The sequence below is a fragment of the Anoxybacteroides voinovskiense genome (assembly GCF_014196205.1).
In the GTDB taxonomy this organism is placed as follows: domain Bacteria; phylum Bacillota; class Bacilli; order Bacillales; family Anoxybacillaceae; genus Anoxybacteroides; species Anoxybacteroides voinovskiense.
Genome location: NZ_JACIDE010000033.1, coordinates 1 through 23,632, shown reverse-complemented (window position 1 = coordinate 23,632; position 23,632 = coordinate 1). Strand labels below are relative to the sequence as shown.

28 protein-coding genes are annotated in these 23,632 nt (G+C 41.5%); 25 read left to right on the top strand and 3 right to left on the bottom strand.

The genetic code is table 11. From position 1 onward, the window contains the following. Positions 1-321: 321 nt before the first annotated feature. The 13 genes from GGR02_RS16035 to GGR02_RS15975 all read left to right on the top strand — a co-directional run bounded on the left by GGR02_RS16035 (position 322) and on the right by GGR02_RS15975 (position 9,977). Positions 322-927 carry a TetR/AcrR family transcriptional regulator gene (locus GGR02_RS16035; RefSeq protein WP_183185970.1) on the top strand — a complete coding sequence of 202 codons (606 nt, stop codon included), beginning with the start codon at positions 322-324 and terminating at the stop codon, positions 925-927. Beyond that, a complete protein-coding gene (locus GGR02_RS16030; protein ID WP_183185969.1) occupies positions 914-1,768 on the top strand; it encodes an ABC transporter ATP-binding protein in 855 nt (284 codons plus the stop codon). Before GGR02_RS16035 ends, GGR02_RS16030 begins: the two co-directional genes overlap by 14 nt. Beyond that, a complete protein-coding gene (locus GGR02_RS16025; protein ID WP_183185968.1) occupies positions 1,765-2,457 on the top strand; it encodes a fluoroquinolone export ABC transporter permease subunit in 693 nt (230 codons plus the stop codon). The genes GGR02_RS16030 and GGR02_RS16025 overlap by 4 nt, the downstream gene beginning before the upstream one ends. Continuing rightward, positions 2,457-3,164: an ABC transporter permease gene (locus tag GGR02_RS16020; RefSeq protein WP_183185967.1), complete on the top strand. Its 708-nt coding sequence runs from the start codon at positions 2,457-2,459 to the stop codon at positions 3,162-3,164. The genes GGR02_RS16025 and GGR02_RS16020 overlap by 1 nt, the downstream gene beginning before the upstream one ends. A gap of 143 nt (positions 3,165-3,307) precedes the next feature. Then, positions 3,308-3,787, top strand: coding sequence for a DUF2975 domain-containing protein (locus tag GGR02_RS16015; RefSeq protein ID WP_183185966.1), 480 nt, complete (start codon positions 3,308-3,310; stop codon positions 3,785-3,787). 10 nt (positions 3,788-3,797) lie between these two features. Further along, positions 3,798-4,013, top strand: coding sequence for a helix-turn-helix domain-containing protein (locus GGR02_RS16010; protein WP_077428228.1), 216 nt, complete (start codon positions 3,798-3,800; stop codon positions 4,011-4,013). A 15-nt stretch (positions 4,014-4,028) separates the two neighbouring features. Then, positions 4,029-4,844, top strand: coding sequence for a DUF817 domain-containing protein (locus GGR02_RS16005; RefSeq protein ID WP_183185965.1), 816 nt, complete (start codon positions 4,029-4,031; stop codon positions 4,842-4,844). A gap of 59 nt (positions 4,845-4,903) precedes the next feature. After that, positions 4,904-5,599, top strand: coding sequence for a DUF3298 and DUF4163 domain-containing protein (locus tag GGR02_RS16000; protein ID WP_183185964.1), 696 nt, complete (start codon positions 4,904-4,906; stop codon positions 5,597-5,599). Positions 5,600-5,791: 192 nt separating this feature from the next. After that, positions 5,792-6,112, top strand: coding sequence for an ArsR/SmtB family transcription factor (locus GGR02_RS15995; RefSeq protein WP_183185963.1), 321 nt, complete (start codon positions 5,792-5,794; stop codon positions 6,110-6,112). 11 nt (positions 6,113-6,123) lie between these two features. Continuing rightward, on the top strand, positions 6,124-7,419 hold the full coding sequence (locus GGR02_RS15990) for an arsenic transporter (protein WP_183185962.1): 1,296 nt from the start codon (positions 6,124-6,126) through the stop codon (positions 7,417-7,419). Positions 7,420-7,435: 16 nt separating this feature from the next. Then, positions 7,436-7,855, top strand: a complete 420-nt coding sequence (arsC, locus tag GGR02_RS15985) for an arsenate reductase (thioredoxin) (protein ID WP_183185961.1) — start codon at positions 7,436-7,438, stop codon at positions 7,853-7,855. Between the two features lie 189 nt (positions 7,856-8,044). Beyond that, positions 8,045-8,944: a DMT family transporter gene (locus GGR02_RS15980; RefSeq protein WP_183185960.1), complete on the top strand. Its 900-nt coding sequence runs from the start codon at positions 8,045-8,047 to the stop codon at positions 8,942-8,944. A gap of 88 nt (positions 8,945-9,032) precedes the next feature. Next, on the top strand, positions 9,033-9,977 hold the full coding sequence (locus tag GGR02_RS15975; RefSeq protein ID WP_183185959.1) for an NAD-dependent epimerase/dehydratase family protein: 945 nt from the start codon (positions 9,033-9,035) through the stop codon (positions 9,975-9,977). Between the two features lie 106 nt (positions 9,978-10,083). Here GGR02_RS15975 and GGR02_RS15970 read toward each other — a convergent pair whose 3' ends face one another. Then, positions 10,084-11,316, bottom strand: coding sequence for an MFS transporter (locus tag GGR02_RS15970; protein WP_183185958.1), 1,233 nt, complete (start codon positions 11,314-11,316; stop codon positions 10,084-10,086). Between the two features lie 181 nt (positions 11,317-11,497). Between GGR02_RS15970 and GGR02_RS15965 the strand changes: the two genes are divergently transcribed. From GGR02_RS15965 to GGR02_RS15950, 4 genes are read left to right on the top strand one after another with little or no spacing between them, the layout of a single operon-like run. Then, positions 11,498-12,298: an ABC transporter ATP-binding protein gene (locus GGR02_RS15965; protein WP_183185957.1), complete on the top strand. Its 801-nt coding sequence runs from the start codon at positions 11,498-11,500 to the stop codon at positions 12,296-12,298. A 39-nt stretch (positions 12,299-12,337) separates the two neighbouring features. Then, positions 12,338-14,980 (top strand): helicase-related protein, encoded by a 2,643-nt coding sequence (locus GGR02_RS15960; RefSeq protein ID WP_183185956.1) that lies wholly within the window; start codon positions 12,338-12,340, stop codon positions 14,978-14,980. Between the two features lie 33 nt (positions 14,981-15,013). Then, on the top strand, positions 15,014-15,937 hold the full coding sequence (locus GGR02_RS15955; protein WP_183185955.1) for a DMT family transporter: 924 nt from the start codon (positions 15,014-15,016) through the stop codon (positions 15,935-15,937). 10 nt (positions 15,938-15,947) lie between these two features. Continuing rightward, positions 15,948-16,823 carry a GNAT family N-acetyltransferase gene (locus tag GGR02_RS15950; protein WP_183185954.1) on the top strand — a complete coding sequence of 292 codons (876 nt, stop codon included), beginning with the start codon at positions 15,948-15,950 and terminating at the stop codon, positions 16,821-16,823. Positions 16,824-16,860: 37 nt separating this feature from the next. On the opposite strand, the gene GGR02_RS15945 is transcribed toward GGR02_RS15950, so the two are convergent. Further along, entirely contained in the window at positions 16,861-17,235 is a 375-nt protein-coding gene (locus GGR02_RS15945; RefSeq protein ID WP_183185953.1) for a VOC family protein, read from the bottom strand. A gap of 128 nt (positions 17,236-17,363) precedes the next feature. On the opposite strand from GGR02_RS15945, the gene merR reads away from it, so the two are divergent. Genes merR through merA form a run of 5 tightly spaced genes read left to right on the top strand, consistent with a single transcriptional unit; the run spans position 17,364 to position 20,274 of the window. After that, the gene (gene merR / locus GGR02_RS15940; RefSeq protein WP_183185952.1) at positions 17,364-17,780 is read left to right on the top strand and encodes an Hg(II)-responsive transcriptional regulator; all 417 of its coding nucleotides are present in this window, start codon (positions 17,364-17,366) and stop codon (positions 17,778-17,780) included. After that, complete coding sequence (gene merF, locus GGR02_RS15935) at positions 17,770-18,000, top strand: mercury resistance system transport protein MerF (RefSeq protein ID WP_183185951.1); 231 nt, start codon at positions 17,770-17,772, stop codon at positions 17,998-18,000. Before merR ends, merF begins: the two co-directional genes overlap by 11 nt. Positions 18,001-18,012: 12 nt before the next feature. Continuing rightward, positions 18,013-18,315: a mercuric transport protein MerT gene (gene merT / locus GGR02_RS15930; protein WP_183185950.1), complete on the top strand. Its 303-nt coding sequence runs from the start codon at positions 18,013-18,015 to the stop codon at positions 18,313-18,315. A 16-nt stretch (positions 18,316-18,331) separates the two neighbouring features. After that, the gene (locus tag GGR02_RS15925) at positions 18,332-18,640 is read left to right on the top strand and encodes a heavy-metal-associated domain-containing protein (protein WP_183185949.1); all 309 of its coding nucleotides are present in this window, start codon (positions 18,332-18,334) and stop codon (positions 18,638-18,640) included. Between the two features lie 17 nt (positions 18,641-18,657). After that, positions 18,658-20,274 carry a mercury(II) reductase gene (merA, locus tag GGR02_RS15920; RefSeq protein ID WP_183185948.1) on the top strand — a complete coding sequence of 539 codons (1,617 nt, stop codon included), beginning with the start codon at positions 18,658-18,660 and terminating at the stop codon, positions 20,272-20,274. A 96-nt stretch (positions 20,275-20,370) separates the two neighbouring features. On the opposite strand, the gene GGR02_RS15915 is transcribed toward merA, so the two are convergent. Then, on the bottom strand, positions 20,371-20,724 hold the full coding sequence (locus tag GGR02_RS15915; protein ID WP_183185947.1) for a DsrE family protein: 354 nt from the start codon (positions 20,722-20,724) through the stop codon (positions 20,371-20,373). Positions 20,725-20,863: 139 nt separating this feature from the next. Between GGR02_RS15915 and GGR02_RS15910 the strand changes: the two genes are divergently transcribed. The 3 genes from GGR02_RS15910 to GGR02_RS15900 are packed head-to-tail and all read left to right on the top strand — an operon-like array spanning position 20,864 to position 23,550. Then, a complete protein-coding gene (locus tag GGR02_RS15910) occupies positions 20,864-22,102 on the top strand; it encodes an ABC transporter substrate-binding protein (RefSeq protein WP_183185946.1) in 1,239 nt (412 codons plus the stop codon). After that, positions 22,080-22,943 carry an ABC transporter permease gene (locus GGR02_RS15905; RefSeq protein WP_183185945.1) on the top strand — a complete coding sequence of 288 codons (864 nt, stop codon included), beginning with the start codon at positions 22,080-22,082 and terminating at the stop codon, positions 22,941-22,943. The genes GGR02_RS15910 and GGR02_RS15905 overlap by 23 nt, the downstream gene beginning before the upstream one ends. After that, entirely contained in the window at positions 22,933-23,550 is a 618-nt protein-coding gene (locus GGR02_RS15900) for an ABC transporter permease (RefSeq protein ID WP_183185944.1), read from the top strand. The genes GGR02_RS15905 and GGR02_RS15900 overlap by 11 nt, the downstream gene beginning before the upstream one ends. Positions 23,551-23,632 lie beyond the last annotated feature (82 nt).

The window sequence follows — 23,632 nt, the reverse complement described above, 5'->3', positions numbered from 1 at the left end:
TAAACGTGAAATTCAAGGAATGATTATTTTCACAGAAAAATAGAATTTGGATGGGATCAAATGAGGAGAAAGAAAAGTAACAAAGTGAACTTGTCAAACGGCATTTCGAAAGACTTTTTGACGTGTTAAATGAAACGTTCAAAGCGTATGACGAAACGATTAAGGGCTTGTCCACCAATGAATGATATAGAGAGTCAGTCCAATCACTATAATGGGTAGGACCTAAGTTGCGTCCTACCCATTAAAATTTGCTTCCAAATGCTTGATTTTTTATGAATATAAAATAAAAATATTCATATAAATATAAAAAGGATGGTGTTTATGCCTCGGAAGTTTCGTGAAGATGAGCGGGAAAAAATACGGCAAGCGTTAGTAGAAGCTGCGAAAACGCAATTTCGACAATACGGGATACAAAAAACAAGCGTCGCGGCATTGACAGAAGCGGCTGGCATTTCCCAAGGCGCGTTTTATTCTTTTTTTCCTTCCAAAGAAGCGTTGTTTTACGAGGTATTTCGGCAAGAGGAACAAAAGCTAAAACAATTATTATTGACCAAATGGATGAAAGAACCACTGACACAAGAACGGTTTGCCGAAATGCTCATGCAAGCGGTTTTGGCGATTGAGCAAGAGCCGATTTTACGGCTTATGATTGACTGGAAAGCGTACGAATGGTTAATGCGCAAATTACCTCCAGAGTATGCACAAGAGCATACAGCGGAAGATGAAGACGCATTAGTACCGTTCATTGAACATTGGCAAAGGGAAGGGATTATGGTCAACGAAGATGCGCGCACGATCGTTGCGGTCATTCGCAGCTTTTTCATGCAGCTGTTGTTCCGAGAAGAAATTGGGGAAAAGTTTGAGAACGCAATGGCGCTCCAAGCGAAGTGGTTGGCGAAAGGATTGATTATACATGATGGAGATTAAAGAGCTAACGTATACTTATCCAAAACAAGTCAGCCCAATACTGAAAGGGTTAAATTTTCACGTCGATAAAGGGGAAATTTTTGGACTGCTTGGGCCGTCGGGTGCGGGAAAAAGCACGACACAAAAAATTTTGATTGGTCTTCTGAAAGGATATAAAGGAAGTGTGCAAGTGGATGGAAAAGAGCTATCCTCGTTCGGGCGCGACTATGCCGAAACAATTGGTGTGGCGTTTGAAGCGCCTAACTTTTATATAAAAATGACGGCATATGAAAATTTGGTGTTTTTCCGTTCTCTTTATCGCAGGGAATCCGAACATATCGAAATGCTACTTGAAGCGGTTGGATTGAAAGAAGCGATGCATCAAAGAGTAAGTGAGTTTTCGAAAGGAATGAAAATGCGCTTAAATTTTTGTCGCGCTTTTTTGCATCGCCCGTCCATCGTTTTTTTAGATGAACCGACCTCTGGACTTGACCCAGTAAATATCGCAAAAATCAAAGCTTTTTTGCAGACGGAAGCGCAAAAAGGAAAAACAATTTTCATTACTACACATGATATGGCGTTTGCCGAAAGTGTGTGTGACCGTGTCGCGTTTATCGTCGATGGCGAAATTGTGTTAATTGATTCACCGAAAACGTTAAAAGTGGAAATGGGCGAACGAGTGGTAGAAGTGACATATATCGAACAAGGAAGTAAGAAAACAGCAGTGTTTATGCAAGAGAAGTTAGGAGAGAACGAGGAATTTCTCCAATTGCTGCGGGAAAAAGAAATTTTGACGATGCATACGAAAGAAGCGACGCTTGAAGACATTTTTGTTCGCGTCACAGGGAGAGAGATCGCATGATATGGTCGATGGTGAAGCAAGACATTCGCTTTCAAGCGCGTCACGGCTTTTATATCGTTTATGGATTTGTGAGCTTATTTTATATCATCGTTTTGCGCTGGATGCCGATGGAGGTGCGAAAATATATAGCTCCGGTCATTGTTCTAATGGATCCAGCGGCTGTAGGGTTTTTTATGGCAGGGGCTGTGATATTGCTCGAACGAAGCCAAGGGGTACTTGATCCTTTATTTATTACCCCTCTTCGTCTTCGGCAATATATTTGGTCAAAAGCGTGGACGCTCGCATTGCTCGGGTTTCTATCGGGAGAGGTAGTGATTGTTAGTTCGCTTCCCATCGCTCAAATGACGTTTTTAAAGATGGTTGGGCTCTATGCGATTGCCGTCATTATGGCACTATTTGGCGTAGCATTTGCGGTGCAGGCGAAAAGTGTAAACGCGTTTCTTCTTCAGGCTGCGCTTGTTATGATGGTGTTATTATTACCGTTGTTGTCGTATTTTCATATTGTTTTTATCCCTTTTTCTTTTTTGCCGACAGATGCTGCGTTACACATATTAACTAATGCTGAATCGTTCTCGTGGCAAAAGAACAGTGTGTATGTCATCAATTTATGTGGATGGCTAGTGATAGCGTATACGATAGCGAAAAAAGCATGTGAACGATATTTGTTACAAGTAGGGGGAGAAAAATAATGTGGCATGCGTGGCTTTCATTAAATCGCAAACAGTTTGTCCGCGATCCAGTGTTGTTTATATCGGTTGTGGTGCCCATCTGCTTGATGCTTACAGTCGCAAAAGGAGTTCCATTGCTCGAAAAAATTACGTCGTTTCCTATTTCTCCCCATCTTCCATACTTGCTCAGTATTTTTTTGCTCATGACTCCGATTACGATCGGAATGATGATTGGTATGTTCATGTTAGAAGAACGCGATGAAATGATGGTGATGTATTTAGCGGTTACTCCGCTCGGGAGAGGAAGATATGTTGTTTTTCGTATTGGCTTTCCACTACTCATCACAATGATGCTTTCGGTTTTGCTTGTCATCGTTTTTCCTGCTCCTTCGCTTCATCGATGGGAAGTTTTCTTATTTTTGCTGACGAGTGCGTTGGAGACGCCGTTAATGGCACTTACTATGCTTTCTTTTGCATCGAACCGTCTAGAAGGGCTGGCCGTTGCAAAAATGTTAAATTTTGTGCTACTCCCTTCCATTGTTTTGTACTTTTTGCCGACAAAATGGAACGGATTAGCGCTTATCTTTCCAACATATTGGATTTCTCAAGGAGTATTAGCGCTAGCAGAACATCAGGAAACGTTTTGGGGCTATTGGCTAGGCGGCACATTCTATCATGTCCTTCTAATTTGGGGGCTGTTTCGGAAGTTTTACGGCTCGATGGAATAAGTTAATGGAAACAGGCATTTCTCTAAAAGAGGAATGCTTTTTGTTTTGGAATAAAAAAATCGTCTAAAACAATAATAATTTATTGCAAAACGATAAATAACAGATTAAAATGAAATGGAAATGATGGAAGTGAGGTGCTTGTTGTGAACCGAGAAACACTTTTTTTGAAAATTGCTATTTTTATTATCGGAGCTCCTGTGTTGGCGTTATGTGTATTTGTCTTGCCTAAGTTTCCTAACTTTTATGCCCACTGGTTGCCGGAATTAGCGTATTTGCGCTATCCGATCGTTATCTTTTTTTATGTTACCGCTATTCCATTTTTCTTTGCGTTGTATCAAGCGTTCCATATGTTAACTTATATTGACAAAAACGAAGCGTTTTCTGATTTATCGGTAAAAGCTCTAAAGCATATAAAACATTGCGCGGCGTCCATTAGTTTATTGTATATCGCAGGCATGCCGTTCTTTTATCTCACTGCCGATTTGGATGATGCCCCAGGGATTATCATTATCGGATTGATGGTGGTTTTTGGAGCGCTGGTCGTCGCGGTGTTTGCCGCGGTGCTGCAAAAGCTTTTACAAAAAGCGATTGAAATCAAATCGGAAAATGACTTAACCGTTTGAGGTGAATCACATGGCGATTATTGTGAATCTCGATGTCATGTTGGCGAAACGGAAAATGAGTGTGACCGAATTGTCAGAAAAAGTAGGAATTACGATGGCGAATTTATCGATTTTAAAAAACGGCAAAGCAAAAGCGATTCGGCTGTCGACATTAGATGCCATTTGTAAAGCGTTAGACTGTCAACCTGGCGATATTTTAGAATACCGAAGCGATGACGAGATGTAACGGGAGGCAACAGCGATGAGAAAAGCATTGATTCAGCTTGTTCATTTTGGCTGGCAACAAGCGCTATCTTGTTTGTTTCCTGTTGTCATTTTTGCTTCGTTAGCCGTGACAAAAATGGTGCCGCTTCCTTTCTTGCCGCGGTATGATTGGCTACTTATTATTTGTCTTTTGATGCAATGGTGGATGGTGCGCGCTGGATTAGAAACGAGAGATGAGCTAAAGGTGATTACAATGTTTCACCTTATCGGGCTTGCCCTTGAACTGTTTAAAGTGCACATGGGGTCTTGGGCGTATCCAGAAGAAGGATATGCGAAATTTTTCGGTGTGCCTTTATATAGCGGGTTTATGTATGCAAGTGTGGCTAGCTATCTTTGCCAAGCGTGGCGGCGGTTAAAAGTCGAGCTCGTCAAATGGCCACCGCTTTCGCTTGTTGTTCCGCTGGCTGCGGCGATTTATTTGAATTTTTTCACCCACCATTATTGGATGGACGTTCGGTGGTGGTTAATCGGGCTCGTCATGGTCGTCTTTTGGTCGTCATCCGTCACGTACGAGGTAAATGGCACTCGTTACCGTATGCCGCTTGTCCTTTCTTTTTTGCTTATCGGATTTTTTATATGGATCGCCGAAAATATTGCCACGTTCTTTGGCGCTTGGCAATATCCAAACCAAACGATTGCTTGGAATCTTGTCCACTTAGGAAAAGTGAGCTCATGGTTTTTATTGGTGATTGTAAGCTTCCTCATCGTCGCGACGTTAAAGCAGGTGAAAGGGAATGCTACATCCCACAAAGTGCAAAGCATTGCCGTTAACCCTCTGCCAAAAACAGAATAGTTATGCATAGCCTCGTTTGTTTTGCGGCAAACTTTACATAAAACAAACGAGGTGCACCAATGAAACGTATCGTCTTAGTCATTACGTTAGCGCTATTTGTCCTTACGGGGTATAGCCAGCCGCTAACGGTGCGAACAAAACTAATCAAATACACAAACGAGTTAATGGAAGTCGATTTACACATTCCAATCATCTCAGGAGCGACTAATCAAGCGTTTCAGCGAAACGTCAACCGCTTATTAAGAAAGCAGTCGCTTGATTTAAAACGGGAAGTCGAAAAACAAGCGCGAGAAAACGCCGTCCTCAGTAAAAAACAAGGCTTTCCGTATCGACTCCATTCCGCCGTCAGCAGATTTACAGTGACGTACAATAAAAATGGAATACTGAGCATTCCTGTCACGCTCTATAGCTATACAGGCGGAGCGCACGGAATGACCGTGAAAGTGCCAAATACGTTTGATTTCAATACCGGAAAACAACTGCAGTTAAGCGATATATTTAAAAAGGGAAGCAATTACAAACAAGTGATTATTCATGAGGTCATCACACAAATAAAAAAAGAAAGCGACGTGTATTTTGACAATGCCATCGATGTCGTGAAAAATATGCCTGACAACCAGCCATATTACTTGACAAACAACGGCATCGTCGTGTATTACGGGCTATACGAAATTGCCCCATACGCCGCAGGTATTCGAGAATTTCTCATCCCATTTTCTACACTGCAACCTTTTATGAAAATAACATTAAGCTAGCGCGGTGCTAGCTTTTTTCGTTAAGCATAGAAATACCGTTCGTTATCTCCGCAAATTTGCGCTAAACAAGATGTTCAGCAAACACGCTAGCAGGCAAATTTTAATTGCCAGCTAGCGTTCTTTTTATTTTTTCACTTGCTTATATAAGCATATTGTTATATGATAATTAACGAATGTAGGGGAGGGAATGGAATGCAACAAACGGTTGTCCGTGCGGAAGAAATGGCAAGCATTTTGAAACTGTTAGGTGATCGCACACGCTTGACGATGATGGCGATGTTGAATAAAAACGATCGTTGTGTCTGTGAACTGGTGGAATTCTTTCAAATGAGCCAACCAGCCATTAGCCAGCATCTTCGCAAACTAAAAGATGCTGGGTTAGTGAAAGAAACGCGAAAGGCGCAATGGATCTTTTATTCGGCAAACAAAGACCATTCGCTATATTCGTTTATTCAAGCGATTTTATCCTATCTTCCAGAAGAAAGAAAAGAAACAACACAATTATGTGAGTGAGGGGTGGTTATTTGCTTTCCGTTGTATTAGCATCACTGATTTTTCTCATCACGTTAGTGCTCGTTATTTGGCAGCCAAAAAATTTATCGATCGGTTGGTCGGCATGCGGCGGCGCCTTGTTGGCGTTGCTCGCAGGAGTCGTTGATCTTCATGATGTCGTTACCGTTACTGGGATTGTTTGGAATGCAACGCTCGCTTTTATTGCGATTATTATCATTTCTTTAATTTTAGACGAGATTGGCTTTTTCGAATGGGCAGCGTTACATATGGCTCGAGCCGCTAATGGAAACGGGATTCAGATGTTTATTTTTGTGGCGGTTCTTGGAGCGTTAGTGGCAGCGTTTTTTGCCAATGACGGAGCAGCGCTTATTCTAACACCTATCGTCTTGGCTATGGTTCGCGCCTTACAATTTGATGAGAAACATGTGCTTCCGTTCATTTTAGCGAGCGGCTTTATTGCCGATACGACTTCATTGCCACTTGTCGTCAGCAACCTTGTCAACATCGTATCCGCCGACTATTTCCATATTGGATTTGTCGAGTATGCAGGGCGAATGATTGTGCCAAATCTTTTCTCGCTCGGTGCGAGCATTTTCGTGCTATATCTTTACTTTCGAAAAAACATTCCGCGGCACTATGATTTATCGCATTTAAAAACGCCAAAGGAAGCGATTAAAGACGAGACAATGTTCCGCCTTTCTTGGGGTGTGTTAGGAATTTTGCTAGTCGGGTATTTTATTAGCGAGTTAACGAGTATTCCGGTATCGTTTATTGCCGGAGCGACGGCTATCTTGTTCTTATTTATCGGACGAAAAAGCCCAGCCGTTCACGTCAAACAAGTCCTGAAAGGCGCCCCATGGGCCGTTGTCTTTTTCTCCATCGGCATGTATGTCGTAGTATATGGGTTGCGAAATGTCGGTCTAACCAACGTGCTCGCTGATATGATTCAAGCAGCGGCGGACAAAGGGCTTTTTGTCGGAACGATAGCCATGGGCTTTCTTGCGGCGATTCTTTCCTCCATTATGAATAACATGCCAACCGTCATGATTGATGCGCTTGCCATTGCAAGTACACATACAACCGGTGTCATTCGCGAAGGGCTCATTTACGCAAATGTCATTGGTTCTGACTTAGGGCCGAAAATTACGCCGATTGGCTCGCTTGCTACGCTTCTTTGGTTGCACGTTCTTTCGACAAAAGGTGTAAAAATTACGTGGGGAACGTATTTTAAAAATGGAATTATTTTGACGATTCCTACGTTGTTCATTACTCTTGTCGGACTTTATTTATGGTTAGTCATCATCTAAAAAGGAGTCGATTCCAATGAAAAAGAAAGTGATTTATTTCTTATGCACAGGAAACTCTTGCCGCAGCCAAATGGCCGAAGGATGGGCAAAAAAGTATCTTGGTGATGAATGGGACGTATATAGTGCCGGAATTGAAGCGCACGGGTTAAATCCAAACGCCGTAAAAGCGATGAAGGAAGTAGGCATTGATATTTCGAACCAAACATCTGACGTCATCGATCCAGACATTTTAAATAATGCCGATTTAGTCGTGACGTTATGCGGGCATGCGGCTGACCATTGTCCAGTTACCCCGCCGCACGTGAAACGTGTGCACTGGGGATTTGACGACCCAGCGAAAGCGGAAGGAACAGACGAAGAAAAATGGGCGGTCTTCCAACGCGTCCGCGATGAAATTGGCGCACGAATTAAACGATTTGCGGAAACAGGAGAATAAGAACAAGCCGGGAGAAACCGTTCTTCCGGCTTTTGTTATTTAAACGTATTGTTTTTCAGGGAAAAAGAACATACAATGAATACAAAAAGAAAATGAGGTTGTCTGAGAGAGCTAGTAACAAATGTAAAGATGGGAAAGTAATATTCTACTGCTTGGATAAAAGATTATAAAAGTTGAGGTGCAAGTAACATGTGGAAAGGCTATGGGCTCGTATTGTTATCGGCAACGGGATTTGCGTTTATTCCCATCTTTGCATTATATGCATATGACAGCGGCGTCGCTGTGACGACCTTGCTGTTTTTGCGTTTTGCATTCGCCGCACTGTTCTTTTTTATGTATTTATGGTTTAAAAGGAAAGACTGGAAAGTATCGTGGTCCCAGCTATTCTATCTATTTTTATTGGGTGGCTTCTTCTATACGATGCAATCTTCGTTTTATTTTCATGCCGTCAAGTATATTCCATCATCGCTCGCTGCTTTGTTGCTTTATTTAAACCCGATATTTGTCGCTGTTTTTTCGTTTTTCATCAATCAAGAAAAGTTGACGAAACGAACCATCATAGCCATTGCGATTTCTTTCGCAGGCATGTTGCTCGTGCTAGGGGCCCCAGGAGGCAAAATTCATCTTCTTGGCATCGCATTAGCCGTTGGAGCAGCAATCATTTACTCGGTTTATATTATCGTAGGAAATAAAGTGACTACACACGTTCCACCGATTACAGCAAGTGCCTACATCGCGCTCTTTGCCGCTTTGTCTTTTTTTGTGTGGGGAACTGGTTCCGGCACGTTACATTTCCAATTTGACGTGAAAGGGTGGCTTCCGATTATCGGAACATCATTGGTTTCGAGCGTTTTAGCGATGCTGACGTTTTTTTCTGGAATGAATATTATCGGTCCGACAAAAGCAGCGATTTTAAGCATGCTGGAGCCGGTAATAACGTTTCTCCTATCGATGATCTTTTTGCGAGAACACATGTCTTTTATCCAAATGATCGGCGGACTGGTTGTGTTAAGCGGCGCTACGCTCGTTGCCATGGGAAAGGAACAACATAATAAGAAAAAAGAAAAAGCGACCTCCATCAGCGCATGAAGGAGGTTTTTTCCACAACGGCAGGAATATTGAACACGATTATCTAATTCTAATAATATGTCTGCATGGTAGCGAGGAGGAATAAAAAATGAGAAAAGCGATTGTTCTTGGTGCATCCGGTGGGATGGGATATGCATTGGTCCAAGAATTGGCAGCAAGAAAGATGCATGTTAAGGCCTTTGCACGTTCACAAGGTAAGTTGCAACAATTGTTTGGAACGATGGCGGATGTAGAAATGTATACAGGAGATGTATTTCGGCAAGACGAACTGATAGAGGCATGCAAAGATGTTGACCTAATCTTTCATGCGGTCAACATCCCTTATCCTGAATGGCCTAAGGGTCATCCAGCAATAATGGAAAATGTTCTAAAAGCCGCGGAAAAGAATGGAGCAAAGGTTGTTTTTGTAGACAACATTTATGCTTATGGCCGAAGCCCAGGGAAAAAGGTAACAGAGGATACACCTAAAAATCCTCACACGAAGAAAGGGAAAATCCGTTTACACCTGAATAACATGCTTAAAGAGGCGCATCAGAGAGGAGTTCCCACTCTTATTTGTCATTTCCCGGATTTTTATGGACCTAATGCAGAAAACACCTTAATGCATTTCACCTTAAACAGTATACTCTCTGGTAGAAAAGCCCAATATGTGGGTCGTATGGATGTGAAACGGGAATTTATCTATACTCCTGATGGAGCCAAGGCGATGGTGGAGCTATCCCTCCGTGAATCCGCGTATGGAGATAGTTGGAATATCCCTGCTCACGATGTCATTTCCGGACATGAAATTATAGAAATTGCTAGAAGAACTACCGGGTATTCCAAGAGAGTCTCTACAGTAGGTAAGGGAATGATTGCATTTTTAGGGCTTTTTCATCAAGGAATGAAAGAAATGGTGGAGATGATGTACCTTAATGAGGAACCGGTGGTACTAAGCGGAGAAAAATACGAGCGGGAAATCGGTCCCTTGCCAAGAACCCCATATGAAGAAGGAATCCAACGAACCATCGAACATATGAAACAGAAAAAGTAGTTATAAAAGCTGAACTGTAACGAGAGAAATATGTTAAACGAGGAACGATTGTGAGAAAAAAACATCAGCTGCTTAGGCACCACTGACCGAACAGCTGATGTTGTTACTAAAACAATTTCGCCTTTGGTTGCTTAAGCATCCGAAACATCGGCAACATCACAAAAATGCCGACCACAAAAAGCACCGCTGACATTTGGTAGATTGAAACGAGCAAAAACTGTTCTTTTAACACCCCTGCTAAGCTCATCGTCGTGACCATCGCTCCCATGAATAGCGGGGTCAAAATGCCGTTGACCCGTCCGACAAATGCTTCTTCCGTATGGTTCATGACAATTGTATTCACGCCAATATGCAGTGCGGGCATGAAAAGCCCGGCGACAAATTCTGCTAGTAGCGTAAGCCAAAACATGGTCGACCATCCCATGACAAAAATACCGACAGCCATGCTTGCCATCCCTAGCATAAGAAGAATGTGCGGCCCCATTCGATGGGAAAATACCATCGCCAAACCTCCGCCAATCATCATCGCTACTCCGTGCGCGGCAAACAGCCACTGTAAATGGCTTTCTTCCATTCCAAGCCGCTCCGTCACGAGAAAGATAGCTAAAGGTTGGATCAAGCCCATCGCTAACCCAGCGGCCATAAACACACCGCCGAGCGTGACTAAAATTTTACGCGACCATACATAACGAAAACCTTGTTTCATTTCCTCCCATAAAGATGTCACGTTTTCCGTGCACTCTTCGATTCGATCTGGTGGCAAAAGCGTCAAGATGAGAGCCGAGGCCAAAAAGGCAAGACCGACAATGGCCATGGAAACGTAAATGCCGAATTGTTGAAATACAAACGTCCCCATAATCGGACCGATCACGACGAAAATGGCCATCATCGTCTGAAATAGCGACATGCCCTCTTGCATTTGTTCGCCTGGAACATGCAGTTTAAACAGCTTCATTCCCGATGGCTGAGAAAACTGCGATAAAACTGCCGACACCAACGTCGCAAGAAACACCGCCTTCCATGTGCCAAATAGAAGGGCAATTAAAATCGTAAAAATGGAAACTGCGCTTAAAAGATCGCACCAAATCATCGTTCGCTTTGGACGCCATCGGTCGGCAAACGTTCCGCCAATAAAAGAAAAAAGAAAAATCGGCGCAAATTCTGCCACTGAAATGAACGAGATGGCTAGCGCGTTTCCGTTCGTTTTCTCGGTCACAAACAACAAAATCGCAAAGTTGCGAACCCAAATGCCAATTTGAATAAATAAACCAGCGACCATAATCGTTTGAATAAACCGGTTTCGCAAAAGCGAACCCATCGATGGATTGGTTGTTGACATGATTACATAGCTCCTTCACCATTTCATAATGTTTTAAACCGAATATATGTTCTGTTTTTGTATTATCCTTGATGAGAAGAAATTTGTCAAGACTCGGATTTTATTAATGAAACACTGATTTTATATTTAGAAGGGAATTGGCATTTAACCGCGAATACAAGTAAAGAAGGGGGCAGAGGAAATGATTATCGAAATGAAAAATGTTTCTTTCATTAGAGGAGACCGCGTCATTTTAGACCGTATTTATTGGGAAGTGCAAGAAAATGAACAATGGGTTATTCTCGGCTTAAATGGCTCGGGGAAAACGTCGCTACTTAATATCGTATTAGGCTATGAATACCCAACAAAAGGAGAAGTTTCGGTATTAGGACACCGATTTGGAAAAACGAATTTGCCAGAGCTGCGCAAACATATTGGATTTGTCAGCAGTTCGTTTGAGCGATTTCAATCCACATTAGAATCGGAAACGGTGGAGGCGGTGATTGTTAGCGGAAAATTTGCTTCGATAGGGCTATATGAGCCTGTCACAGACGAGGATTTCCAACAAGCCGAACAATGGATGGATTCGTTTCGAATCGGTCATTTAAAAGGAAAAGTGTACCGGACATTATCACAAGGAGAAAAACGGAAAGTGTTAATTGCTCGGGCGCTAATGGCAAAGCCAAAGCTACTCCTATTAGATGAACCAACCGTAGGATTAGATATGTTAACACGAGAAGAGCTATTAGCACTTATCAAAGACACAACAAAAGGATGCCACGTCCTATATGTCACACACTACATTGAAGAAATCATCGAAGAAATGACGCATGTATTGTTATTAAAGGATGGAAAAATCATAGCGGCAGGACGAAAAGAAAAAATACTCACCGACGACTATTTATCTGAAACGTTTCAAATCGATCTACACGTCCATTGGGAGCACAACCGGCCATGGATTTCCATCAAAAACAGTCCTACACTTCAGCGGCTGGAAAAGTAAAAAACAACATAGTCGAAGAGGAGGAAAAAATCCGTAAATATGATCGAAAAATTGCAAGAGCGATTGAATCAGCGGTTTACAGCTTTGGAAGAAGACATCGTTCATCTTATAAAAGAAGAACTGTTGTCGTTGGAAATTACGCCCGAACCTTTTTGGACGGTAAGGGATGTTTGGGACGATGTAGAACTGTATTCTTTCGATGAAAATTTGTCCAATCGATGCGATGAGAAAATACAAGCGTTTCTTTACGAGCTACTCGCTGATTGTTTGAGAGAATTAGGAATGGATAAAGTACGTGCGTATCTCCTAGACCAAGGATGGACAGATGAGGTAGAAGAGATGGACATAGAGGACCTTATTTACGAGGTACGTGATCTATTAGACTGGGAAATCGAAGCGATTGCATTGGATTTACTCGATCATTTTGGACAGTATGAACTGTCATTTTTCTATCGCAAAGAATATCCGTTTCAACAGTTATGTAAACAAATAGAAAAACCAGTGGATTTGCATTTTTTGAGCGATGCTCTATCTTCTTGGTTATTTGCAAGAAAGGAACAGATAAAAAAACAAATTCAAGAGGAGTACGGAGAAGCGCTGTTAGATGACTCATTAAAGATAACAGCTTTTTCGAGCGAGAAACTAGTACAAGCCTTTTTTGATGCGGTGGATGAAGAACACCTAGCACAAATAGTTAAATACGTAGAAACAGAATTGACGAACGAAATAAAAACTCGCTTCCAAGCCTGCCTTGCCATTCGTCAAACATCTGTATGGAAAGTTTGTGAATCCATTATTGATCAACACGTAGGCATATGGCTCCATGAAGTAAAAAAAGAAGCGAAAGCTCTGTACGATGAATGGGAGGAGCTTTGTCGCTTGCTCGAGAATAGTTGTTCTAAAGCGATGATAATCGTTCTTGATAAAATGCGACATTATCCGACTTTTATAAAAAAAGTAGATAAAAAGCGAAGAACGAAAGAGGAATACGAAGCGATTTTATCTAAAATTGCATATACGTATGTACAGTTGCTAAATGACAAATATCAATGTTCAATAAAATGGAATCCGCAAAAAATGAACCGCTGGTTGAGCACATGGTTTACATCAATGGAAGAATTTGAACGCTCGTTTCTTCATTCCAAAGAGTTTAACCGCCACTTAAAGGCGATAAGCAAGCAAATTTTTGACCATCCTTTATCACTTTCCGTTCCATCGGTGCACAAAAAATATATCGTCCATGTCGGTCCGACTAATTCTGGAAAGACATATGACTCGATGCAACGGTTGCTTCAAGCAAAAACAGGCATGTATTTAGCCCCATTGAGATTGCTTGCGTTAGAAAAGTTTGAAGAGATGTGTTCCCACGGTATTGCATGTGCCTTAATAACAGGAGAAGAAAGAAAAAATGTACAAGGCCGTACCCATATAAGCGCAACAGTCGAGTCGGCGAATGTCACCGATGAATTTGATGTGGTTGTGATTGATGAATGTCAATTATTAGCAGATGAAACGAGAGGGGCTGCTTGGGTCAAAGCAATTGTCGGGGTGAAAGCGAAAGAAATTCATTTGGTTGCTGCACCGCATGCTGTTGAGTTGATTCAAACGCTGTTAACTTACCATCAGTTTGATTTTGAAGTGATCGAACACGAACGTACCACCCCACTCGTTTGGGAAGAGAGGGCTTTTTCTTTTCCAAAAGACTTGCAAAAAGGAGATGCACTTATTGTTTTTTCAAAAAAGAAAGTTCTCTATGTTGCTGCTTCACTTGTAAAACAAGGATACAACGTCTCGGTTTTGTACGGAAGCATGCCTCCTGAAACAAGGAGAAAACAAGTCGGACAATTTCGGCAAGGGTTAACCGATATATTAATAGCAACCGATGCCATCGGCATGGGAATGAATCTTCCTATTCGAAGAGTCATCTTTATGGAAAGTGAAAAGTTTGATGGGAAAGCTGTTCGTACGTTAAAAGCAGAAGAAGTACAACAAATCGCAGGACGAGCAGGAAGAAAAGGAATATATGAAGAAGGATTCGTCTGCGCTATGATAAATCGAAAGAAAATAAAAAAGTTGTTAGAGACGCCGGTAGCCCCTATTGAATATAGTTTTCTTCCTATATCAATCGAATCACTAAAAAAGTTTCCTTACGAATCATTCGATTTATTCAAACGGGCATGGAGCTTTTATCAAAACGAATTAAAAGAAACGCCTTATCGTGTTCATGAGGTAAGCGAATGGGAGAGAAAAATGCTCGTTTTAGAAAAAACATTGAAAAAGATGAAGCTCGAACTCCCTCTTTGGAAAAAATTATCTTTCTGTTTCGTTCCGTTTTCCATCGAAGAAACGACGATAACGGATTATTGGCTAACGATGATTAGAGAATATTTGACGGAAGGAAATGTAACTATGCCGCCTATCCTTACGTCAGTCGATGCAATTGATGAATTGGAAAACAGCTATAAACAGCTCATGTTATTTACGTCATTTGCTTATTCTCAATCGTTGTCTTTTAACGAAGAAGAGGTTTTTGTGCTGAAAGAAGAAATTTCTGAAAAAATATTTGAAGTACTATCTAAACATTTGATACGCTATATGAAAAAATGTAACATTTGCGACCAAGAATTGCCTTGGGATTTTCCGTATCCTCATTGCCATCATTGCCATGGATATATGTATTAATTCGCTGTTCATCTTTCTAGGAGGATTGCACAAATGAACAATATCAAAACTTATTTTCTTCTATTTTTGACAACGACAATTTGGGGAGGGGCGTTTGTTGCAGGAAAAATTGCGACGGTGAGCTTGCATCCGATTTCAGTGGCGTTTTTTCGCTTTTTTGGCGCAAGCCTTATTCTTTTTCCGCTATGGCGGTGGAAGGAGCGGCATGCCCCGGTTCCAACGAAAAAAGATTGGGGGCTGCTTGCTTTACTCGGTTTAACTGGTGTATTTTTGTACAACGTTTGCTTTTTCATCGCGACAAAATATGCCCCGATCGTCAAAAGTTCGTTAGTGATTGCGGTCAACGCCCCGTTAATTACACTATTTGCGGCGCTATTTTTAAAAGAAAAAATCACTGCGAAAAACATCGTCGGTTTAGTGGTGGCGTTGTTTGGGGCGGTATATATTATCACAAACGGGCATCCGTCCGTTTTGTTAGAACTTGGCGTTGCGCCGATTGATCTTGTGTTAATTGGCGCCTGCCTTAGCTGGAGCACTTACTCGGTCGTAGGGAAAGTCGTCATGAAAAAATATAGCCCGCTTGCGGCAACGACATATGCCACAGGTTTTGGCACGTTGTTTTTAGCGCCTTTCGCTTTGTATTACACGACGTTTGCTTCCGTTAAAGCAAGCGGCTGGGAAGTATGGGTAAGCGTGTTATATGTCGCTGTCATCGTTTCGGTTATTAGTTTCGTATGGTGGTATAACGGCATTCAAAAAGTCGGCGCGTCCACATCTTCTATTTTTATCAATGTAATGCCTATCTCGGCTGCCGTGATGGGAACCATTTTCTTCAACGAGCAATTGACACATGTGCATATCGTCGGTGCACTATTCGTCTTCGGCGGGATTTTATTCAACATGTATAACAAACAACAAAAAAAAGAAACGCCGTCGAAAGAAAACATTACGGCATAATGGAGGGAATATGCTACAAATAAAACGACTATCAGAATGTACGTTAGAAGAAGCGGTACGTGCTTGGAACGCTGGATTTGAAGGGTATTATTTTCCGATTCAACTGACGATAGAAAGCTTTTTGCAGCGAGTAGTAGGCGAAGGGCTTTCTCCTTCGTTATCCATTATTGCTTTTTATCATGACGAGCCAGTTGGGATCGTGCTAAACGGCATTCGCGAATTTCAAGGAACTTTAATCGCTTGGAACGGCGGCACAGGAGTAGCGCCTGCGTTTCGAAAAACAGGAGTTGGAACGACACTAATGGAAGCAACACTTGACATATATCAAGAAGCAGGCGTCGAGCTTGCGACATTGGAAGCGATTAGCGAAAACGAGCGAGCTATTGGACTATATAAAAAGTTCGGATATGAAATCGTAGATGAACTCGAATATTTGCAATTTCAAAAAGCAATGCCACGTTTACTAGACGCCGAGACATTTCAAGTGGAAACGACCGTTCCGCAACGAGTGAGCCATCTTCCGTTTTATAAAGGGCGACATCCGTGGCAAACGCAATGGCAAAGCGCCAAAAATGGCGAAGCACTTCTTGTAAAAGACGAACGGGGCTGTGACATCGGCTATGCATATTATCGCCGTGTTTTTGACGCAACAGGCAAGCATGAAAAAACGGTTTTATTTCAGTGCGAAGCTCACCCTGCAAGGGACGATGCGGAACCGATCCTTCGGTTGTTGCTCACAAAAATTTTCAGCGATTGTTCAGATAAGGTCGTAAAAGTAGTACCGAACGTTCCGATTACCTATTCGTCAGCCACTGATTCCATTTTAAAAGAAATCGGCTTTCAACCGATTGTCAAACAAGTATGGATGCAGAAGCGGATGAGATAAACAAAGCTGTTGGAGTAAACCCAACAGCTTTGTTCGTCTAACTAAGCGAAAGTTGCCACGATACGCCATATCGATCTTCCACCCAAGCAAATTTTTTGCTAAATGGATAGACGCCTAGCGGCACGAGCACTTTTCCGGATTGGGAGAGCTGTTCAAACGCACGGTCAATTTCTTCTTCCGTATCACACGTGACACATAGCGACATCGCGGGCGTAAATTCGTGATGATCGACGTGGTTATCAATCGCCATCAACCGTTGCCCTTTTAATAGAAATGTCGCATGAAACATCATTCCATTTTCTTGATGCACAATCTGTTCGATTTCCGCCGGCGAAAAAACAGACGTATAAAACCGAATCGCTTCTTCTGCTTGCCCCGAAAACATAAGACATGTCACAATTTTTTGCTCCATGAGCCCACTCCTTTATGATAAACGAATGTATGTTCTTATTATCTCGAACCTTTCAACTGTTGTCAATGATTTACTCTCTTGACTATGTACTATAGTCCAAGGTTTATACTTAATTTGGAGGTGATGATGTGTATCGGATTAGCGAACTAGCCAAACGATGTGGCGTGAATAAAGAAACGATCCGCTATTATGAAAAGCGACAGCTACTCCCACTACCTGCGCGAACAGAAGCGGGGTATCGTTTATATTCAGAAGGAGATGTCAAGCGCGTCCAATTCATTAAACGTCTACAACAACTCGGGTTTTCGCTGACGGAAATTCATCAGCTGCTCGGCATTGTCGATCAAGATAAAGAAAGATGCGCGAATATGTATGAGTTTGTATCGAGAAAAGTGGGAGAGTTGCAAAGACAAATCGAAGACTTGCAGCGAGTCGTACATGTGCTACAAGACTTGCAGAAGCGGTGTCCAGATGAAAAAGCACTATACGAGTGTCCGATGATTGAAACGTTAGTTCATGAGAAAGGGGATTGTTATGAATCATAAAAAGACGTTTATCGTAGGAATTGTTGGGGCGGTAGTTACTTTGTTATGTTGTGCCACCCCTGTCTTAGTCATTTTGTTAGGGGCAGTTGGATTAGGTGCCGTAACTGGCTACTTGGATTATGTTTTACTGCCGGCGTTAGCTATTTTTCTTATGCTCACTTTTTATTCTTACCATCAGTCAAAAAAGTCTGCATCCAAGAACGACTCGTGTTGCTCGTAACAGGTGATTGTCATGAAAGAAAAAATTTCACAGCTAGCAACGGTATTTTCTGCCTTTGTGATGGCTGGTTGTTGTTTAGGTCCATTGATTTTCATTCCTCTTGGGTTAACAGGCTTGGCTGGCGGATTAGCCATTTACGCATTAAAATATCAAACGATGTTAATGATTGTTACGATCGTTTTACTTGCGTACTCCTTTTATCTTGTTTATGGACGGGGATGTAAAAAGAAAAGTTCTATTGTTAGTTTATGGATGACAACCGTGGTTGTATTAGGAATGTTTCTGTATACGTTCAGCGCAAAAGGGTATCTATAAGAAAGAGGGATTTCCGATGATGTATAAAAAGATAATGGTTAACATTTTTTTCACGCTATTCCTTTTTACTTCAGCGTGCAGTAACCCAAAAGATATAGACATTACCAATAGCAACCAATCCATTTCGTTTACGGTAGCAAACATGTATTGCACGAGTTGCCCATTTGTAGTGGAACATGCGATTAAAAGGATCAACGGGGTGCGTAGTGTCACTGTAAAATCAACTGGAACCGAGGGGAAAGTGACTGTTTTTTTCGATGATACAAAAACCGATATAGAAACGATTAAAAAGTCCGTCCTAGAGCTAGGATATGGAATAGAATAAATAAAGGGGTGTTTAACATGAAGACATATAAAGTTCGTGTGGAAGGAATGACATGTACAAGTTGTGAAACGCACGTTGCTACGGCTCTTAAACAAATCGGCGCAAAACCCATTGATGTTAGTTTTCGCCGTGGAGAAGCGGTGTTTGAACTCCCTCATGCCAACGTCGAAACAGCAAAACAAGCCATAACGGCAGCTGGTTATCAGCCAACAGAAGCAGTGGAAATGGAAGCAACAGAAGAAACATATGACTACATCATCATCGGCTCTGGTGCTGCCGCTTTTGCCTCAGCGATTGAGGCGAGAAAATATGGCGCGAAAGTAGCCATGATCGAACGTGGAACGGTAGGAGGAACATGCGTAAATATCGGCTGTGTACCTTCAAAAACGCTGCTCCGGGCAGGGGAAATTAACTCCCTTGCGAAAAACCATCCGTTCGCTGGGTTGCATACGTCTGCAGGAACAGTCGATTTAGCTTCATTAATCGAGCAAAAAAATGAATTAGTCCAATACCTACGCCAAACGAAATATGTCAATCTCATCGACGAATATGGATTTACGCTCATTCAAGGAGAAGCGGCATTTGTCGACGAAAACACAGTAGAAGTCAATGGGAAAAAATTATCAGCGAACCGCTTCCTAATTGCCACAGGTGCTTCTCCGGCAGTTCCGAATATTCCTGGACTTGCCGATGTGGATTACGTCACAAGTACAACGCTACTTGAACGAAACGAAGTGCCAAAGCGATTAGCGGTCATCGGTTCTGGTTATATTGGCATCGAACTCGGGCAACTGTTTCATCATCTCGGTTCTGACGTTACGTTGATGCAACGAAGCCCTCGACTATTAAAAACATACGACCGAGAAATTTCAGAAGCGATGACAAAAGCGCTCACGACTCAAGGCATTCACCTTCTCACAGGCGTGTCTTTTGAGCGTATCGAGCAAGACGGGAACGTCAAAAAAATATATATCGAAATCAATGGAAAACAACAAGTGGTCGAAGCGGAGGAGTTGCTAATTGCTACTGGGAGAACACCGAATACAGCAACATTGCATTTAGAAGCGGCTGGAGTGAAAATCGGTTCGCGTGGCGAAATTATCGTCAATGACTATTTACAAACGACAAATCCTTCGATTTACGCGGCAGGCGATGTCACCCTTGGTCCACAATTTGTCTATGTCGCCGCATACGAAGGAACGATCGCCGCAGCGAACGCCATTGGCGGACAACATAAAAACATTCAGCTTGACACCATCCCAGCGGTTACATTTAGTTCCCCAGCGGTCGCAACAGTTGGACTAACGGAACAACAAGCAAAAGAAAACGGATACGAAGTAAAAACGTCCGTTTTGCCGCTCGAAGCTGTCCCACGAGCGATTGTCAATTACGAAACGACGGGTGTCTTTAAATTAGTCGCGGATGCAAAAACAGGGAAATTGCTAGGAGCTCACGTTGTCGCAGAACATGCCGGAGAAGTCATTTATGCAGCGACACTCGCCGTCAAATTTGGTTTAACGATAGACGACCTTCGCGAAACGCTCGCGCCGTACTTAACGATGTCCGAGGGACTGAAGCTCGCAGCGTTAACGTTTGACCAAGATGTCGGAAAATTATCTTGTTGCGCGGGGTAAAAATTTGTTCGCTTATCTTCTGTATAACATAAACAATTGTTATCTTCACAGAAATAAAAGGATGTCTTTAAGAGCAAGACATCCTTTTTACACGATTTACAGAATGATGATTTGATACTCACGATCAACGAATGAAGAGATACTTGGGTGACCATTTCTCTCTCCTAATGAACTAAATCCGGATTTTTTCACATCCTCTGTAACCCCAAACGCGCCAGCACAATACTCGCATACTCCTTCAATAACCCCTAATTGCTTCACTGCTTTATATAACGGATAGTATTTATTTTCTGGATCCTCGAATTTTCTAACCCAAACAGTACCCGCACCATCAAATATTACCTTTACCTCATGTCCGGCTTCCTTTAACTCTTGGGCATAAAGTAAGGCGTGCAACGCCTTTGCTAATTCGTTTTCGTTAGCATGAACAAAAATCGCTATTTTCTTCATTTGTTGACCTCCTCATCTTTGTTTTACATTATTAACTATACTGGAACAACAGCAGGATATCTGTAAGCTGTATTACAGAAATAGTTACTTAAATCTCGTATGATGATGAAGCGACTAAAGAAAATGAGGAGGATAAAATGTGAAACAGTTATTTGCCCTTCTTTTGCCCATTTTTATCTTTTTAAGTGCATGTAGTACAAAAGAATTATCATCTGCACCGGAAGCAAAATTACTAGAACAGAAATGGGAGCAAATTGAACAAGAAGCAAAAAACACAAAAATACGAATGTTTATGTGGGGAGGAGATGAAGGAATTAATCACTATATGGATGAATGGGTAGCCCCAAAACTAAAAAAACAGTATGGGATTACATTCGAACGAATCCCAATGGATACACATGAAATTTTACAAAAATTATTAAACGAAAAGAAAGCAGCGAAAGAAAAAGGAACAATCGATATCATTTGGATTAATGGGGAAAACTTCAAAAATGCAAAAGAGAATGATTTATTATTTGGTCCTATCACTGAAAAACTTCCTAATTTTCAAAAATATATAGACATACGTAGTTTAAATACACAATATGATTTCGGCACAGCTGTAGAGGGGTTAGAAGCACCATGGGGAAAGGTTCAATTTGTATTTTTGTATGATGCAAATAAAATATCCCAGCCACCGAAAACGTTTGCGGAATTAAAGGATTGGATAAAAGAGCATCCAGGGAAATTTACTTACCCTGATCCGACAGATTTTACAGGAAATGCATTTTTACGCCACCTCCTTTACGAGGCAGTAGGTGGATCTGAAAAATTACTAAAACAAGGATACAATCCACAATTTGTGAAAAATGAAGCTGAAAAAATGTGGGCATACCTAAATGAAATAAAGCCATATTTGTGGCGCGAGGGAGAAACGTATCCAAATTCTTTAACAGAGCTTGATCGTATGTATAGTCAAGGAGAAGTGTGGATGACAATGGGATATAACGAAGCACGTGCAGAAAGTCTAATAAAAAACGGAACATTTCCAACATCCACTCGTTCTTTTGTGCTTGAATCTGGATCAATTGGTAATACACATTTTTTAGCCATTCCTTTTAACAGTCCAAATAAAGCTGGGGCGATGGTCACCATTAACTTTCTTTTATCGCCTCAAGCACAGTTAGAAAAGTTTCGTCCAACGTATTGGGGGGAAGGTATGTCATTAGATCCAAACAAGTTGTCCGAACAGGATCAACAAACATTAAAGCAAATAAATCGCGGAAAATCAGTATTATCATCAGATGTCTTAAAAAAGCATTTACTTCCAGAAGTAGATTCTCGTTACGTGGATTGGCTGAAGGAGAATTGGTTACATGAAGTTGTTCAAAAAAAATAGCTTTTTATTCCTTCTTCCAACGTTTCTTTTAACAATTGTACTCGTCGGATACGGAGTAATGATGGCTATCTCAGAAAGTTTACACAAAGATGGACGACTTACTTTTCAGTATTATATCGATGTGTTTAAAAATAACAACTTTATTGCATCGTTTAGTTATAGCCTTTGGATTGCTCTCGTATCCACTTTCTTTTCAATGCTCATTGGTTTATTGATCACAAGATGGCTTTATCATTATTGGCAAAAAAAATTTCTGAAAATCATATATTGGATTCCGATGTTATTCCCGCATTTTGTCTGGGGATATATGATGGTGTTATTGTTTTCGCAGTCTGGATGGTTCTCTTCCCTCGCGCACCGTATAGGGATCATTCATCATCCAGATGAATTTCCGGTCATCATAAAAGATTCTCACGGAATAGGAATAATGATTACGTATATTTGGAAGGAAATACCTTTCGTTATACTCATGCTTCTCCCAGTCTATCATCAACTAAACCATCAATTATCTTCTGTCGTTAAAACACTTGGTGGAAAAGACTGGGATGTATTTAAAGCTGTCGAGTGGCCTTGGATAATGCCTGTGCTATTCGAAACGAGCATCATTGTTTTTGCATTTATTTTATCTGCCTATGAAGTACCATATTTACTTGATACGACGTATCCGAAAATGATTCCCCTTCTCGTTTATGAATGGTTTTTTGAAGGGGATTGGAGCAATCGTCCGAAAGCGTTCGCTGCTATGTTGAGTGTGACAATGTTTATTTTCTCTATTATGATGGCATATACTTCTCTCCTGATAAAGAAGCGATATCAAATGATGAAAGGGAATGGAAAATAGCGTGACTAGAAAGGGTACTAAACTCATTTTCTTTTTTTCTATTTTATTTCTGGTCATGCCGGTCATCTTATTAATAGTAAAAAGCTTCTCATTTTCTTGGAAATGGGGGGAGCTGTTCCCAGCAACATGGAGTTTGAAGGGATGGCAAGTACTATTTACAGAGCCACGGTTTTGGCAAGCACTTCAATCTTCATGGTGGATCGGCATCACCGTCGTTTTATTGAATTTATTGGTTGCCATTCCTGCCGGAAGAACCGTTGCTTTTCATTCTTTCAAAGGAAAATGGTTTTTTGAGTTGTTATTCACACTTCCTATTCTGATTCCAAGCTTAGCTGTAGCCATGGGACTTCATATGACAATGATTCGATTGGGATTTGCTGACCATTGGCTGGGCGTTGTTGTCGTTCATTTGCTCCCGTCTGTTCCGTATACCATTAAAATATTTCATTCTTCTTTTGAACGGATCGGACCACACTTGGAAGACCAAGCTACTTCGCTCGGTAGCAACAAATGGTACAGTTTTTATTCGATTTACTTCCCACTTCTTGTACCGAGCATAAGAAGTGCCGTGTTTCTTGTTTTTGTTATTTCTCTTCACGCGTGTTGATTAACCAATAATATCCATAAAAAGCATAGAAAAAAGAGCACCTTTCCTGTAGAATGTAAGTAACGACACAAACAAACCTAGG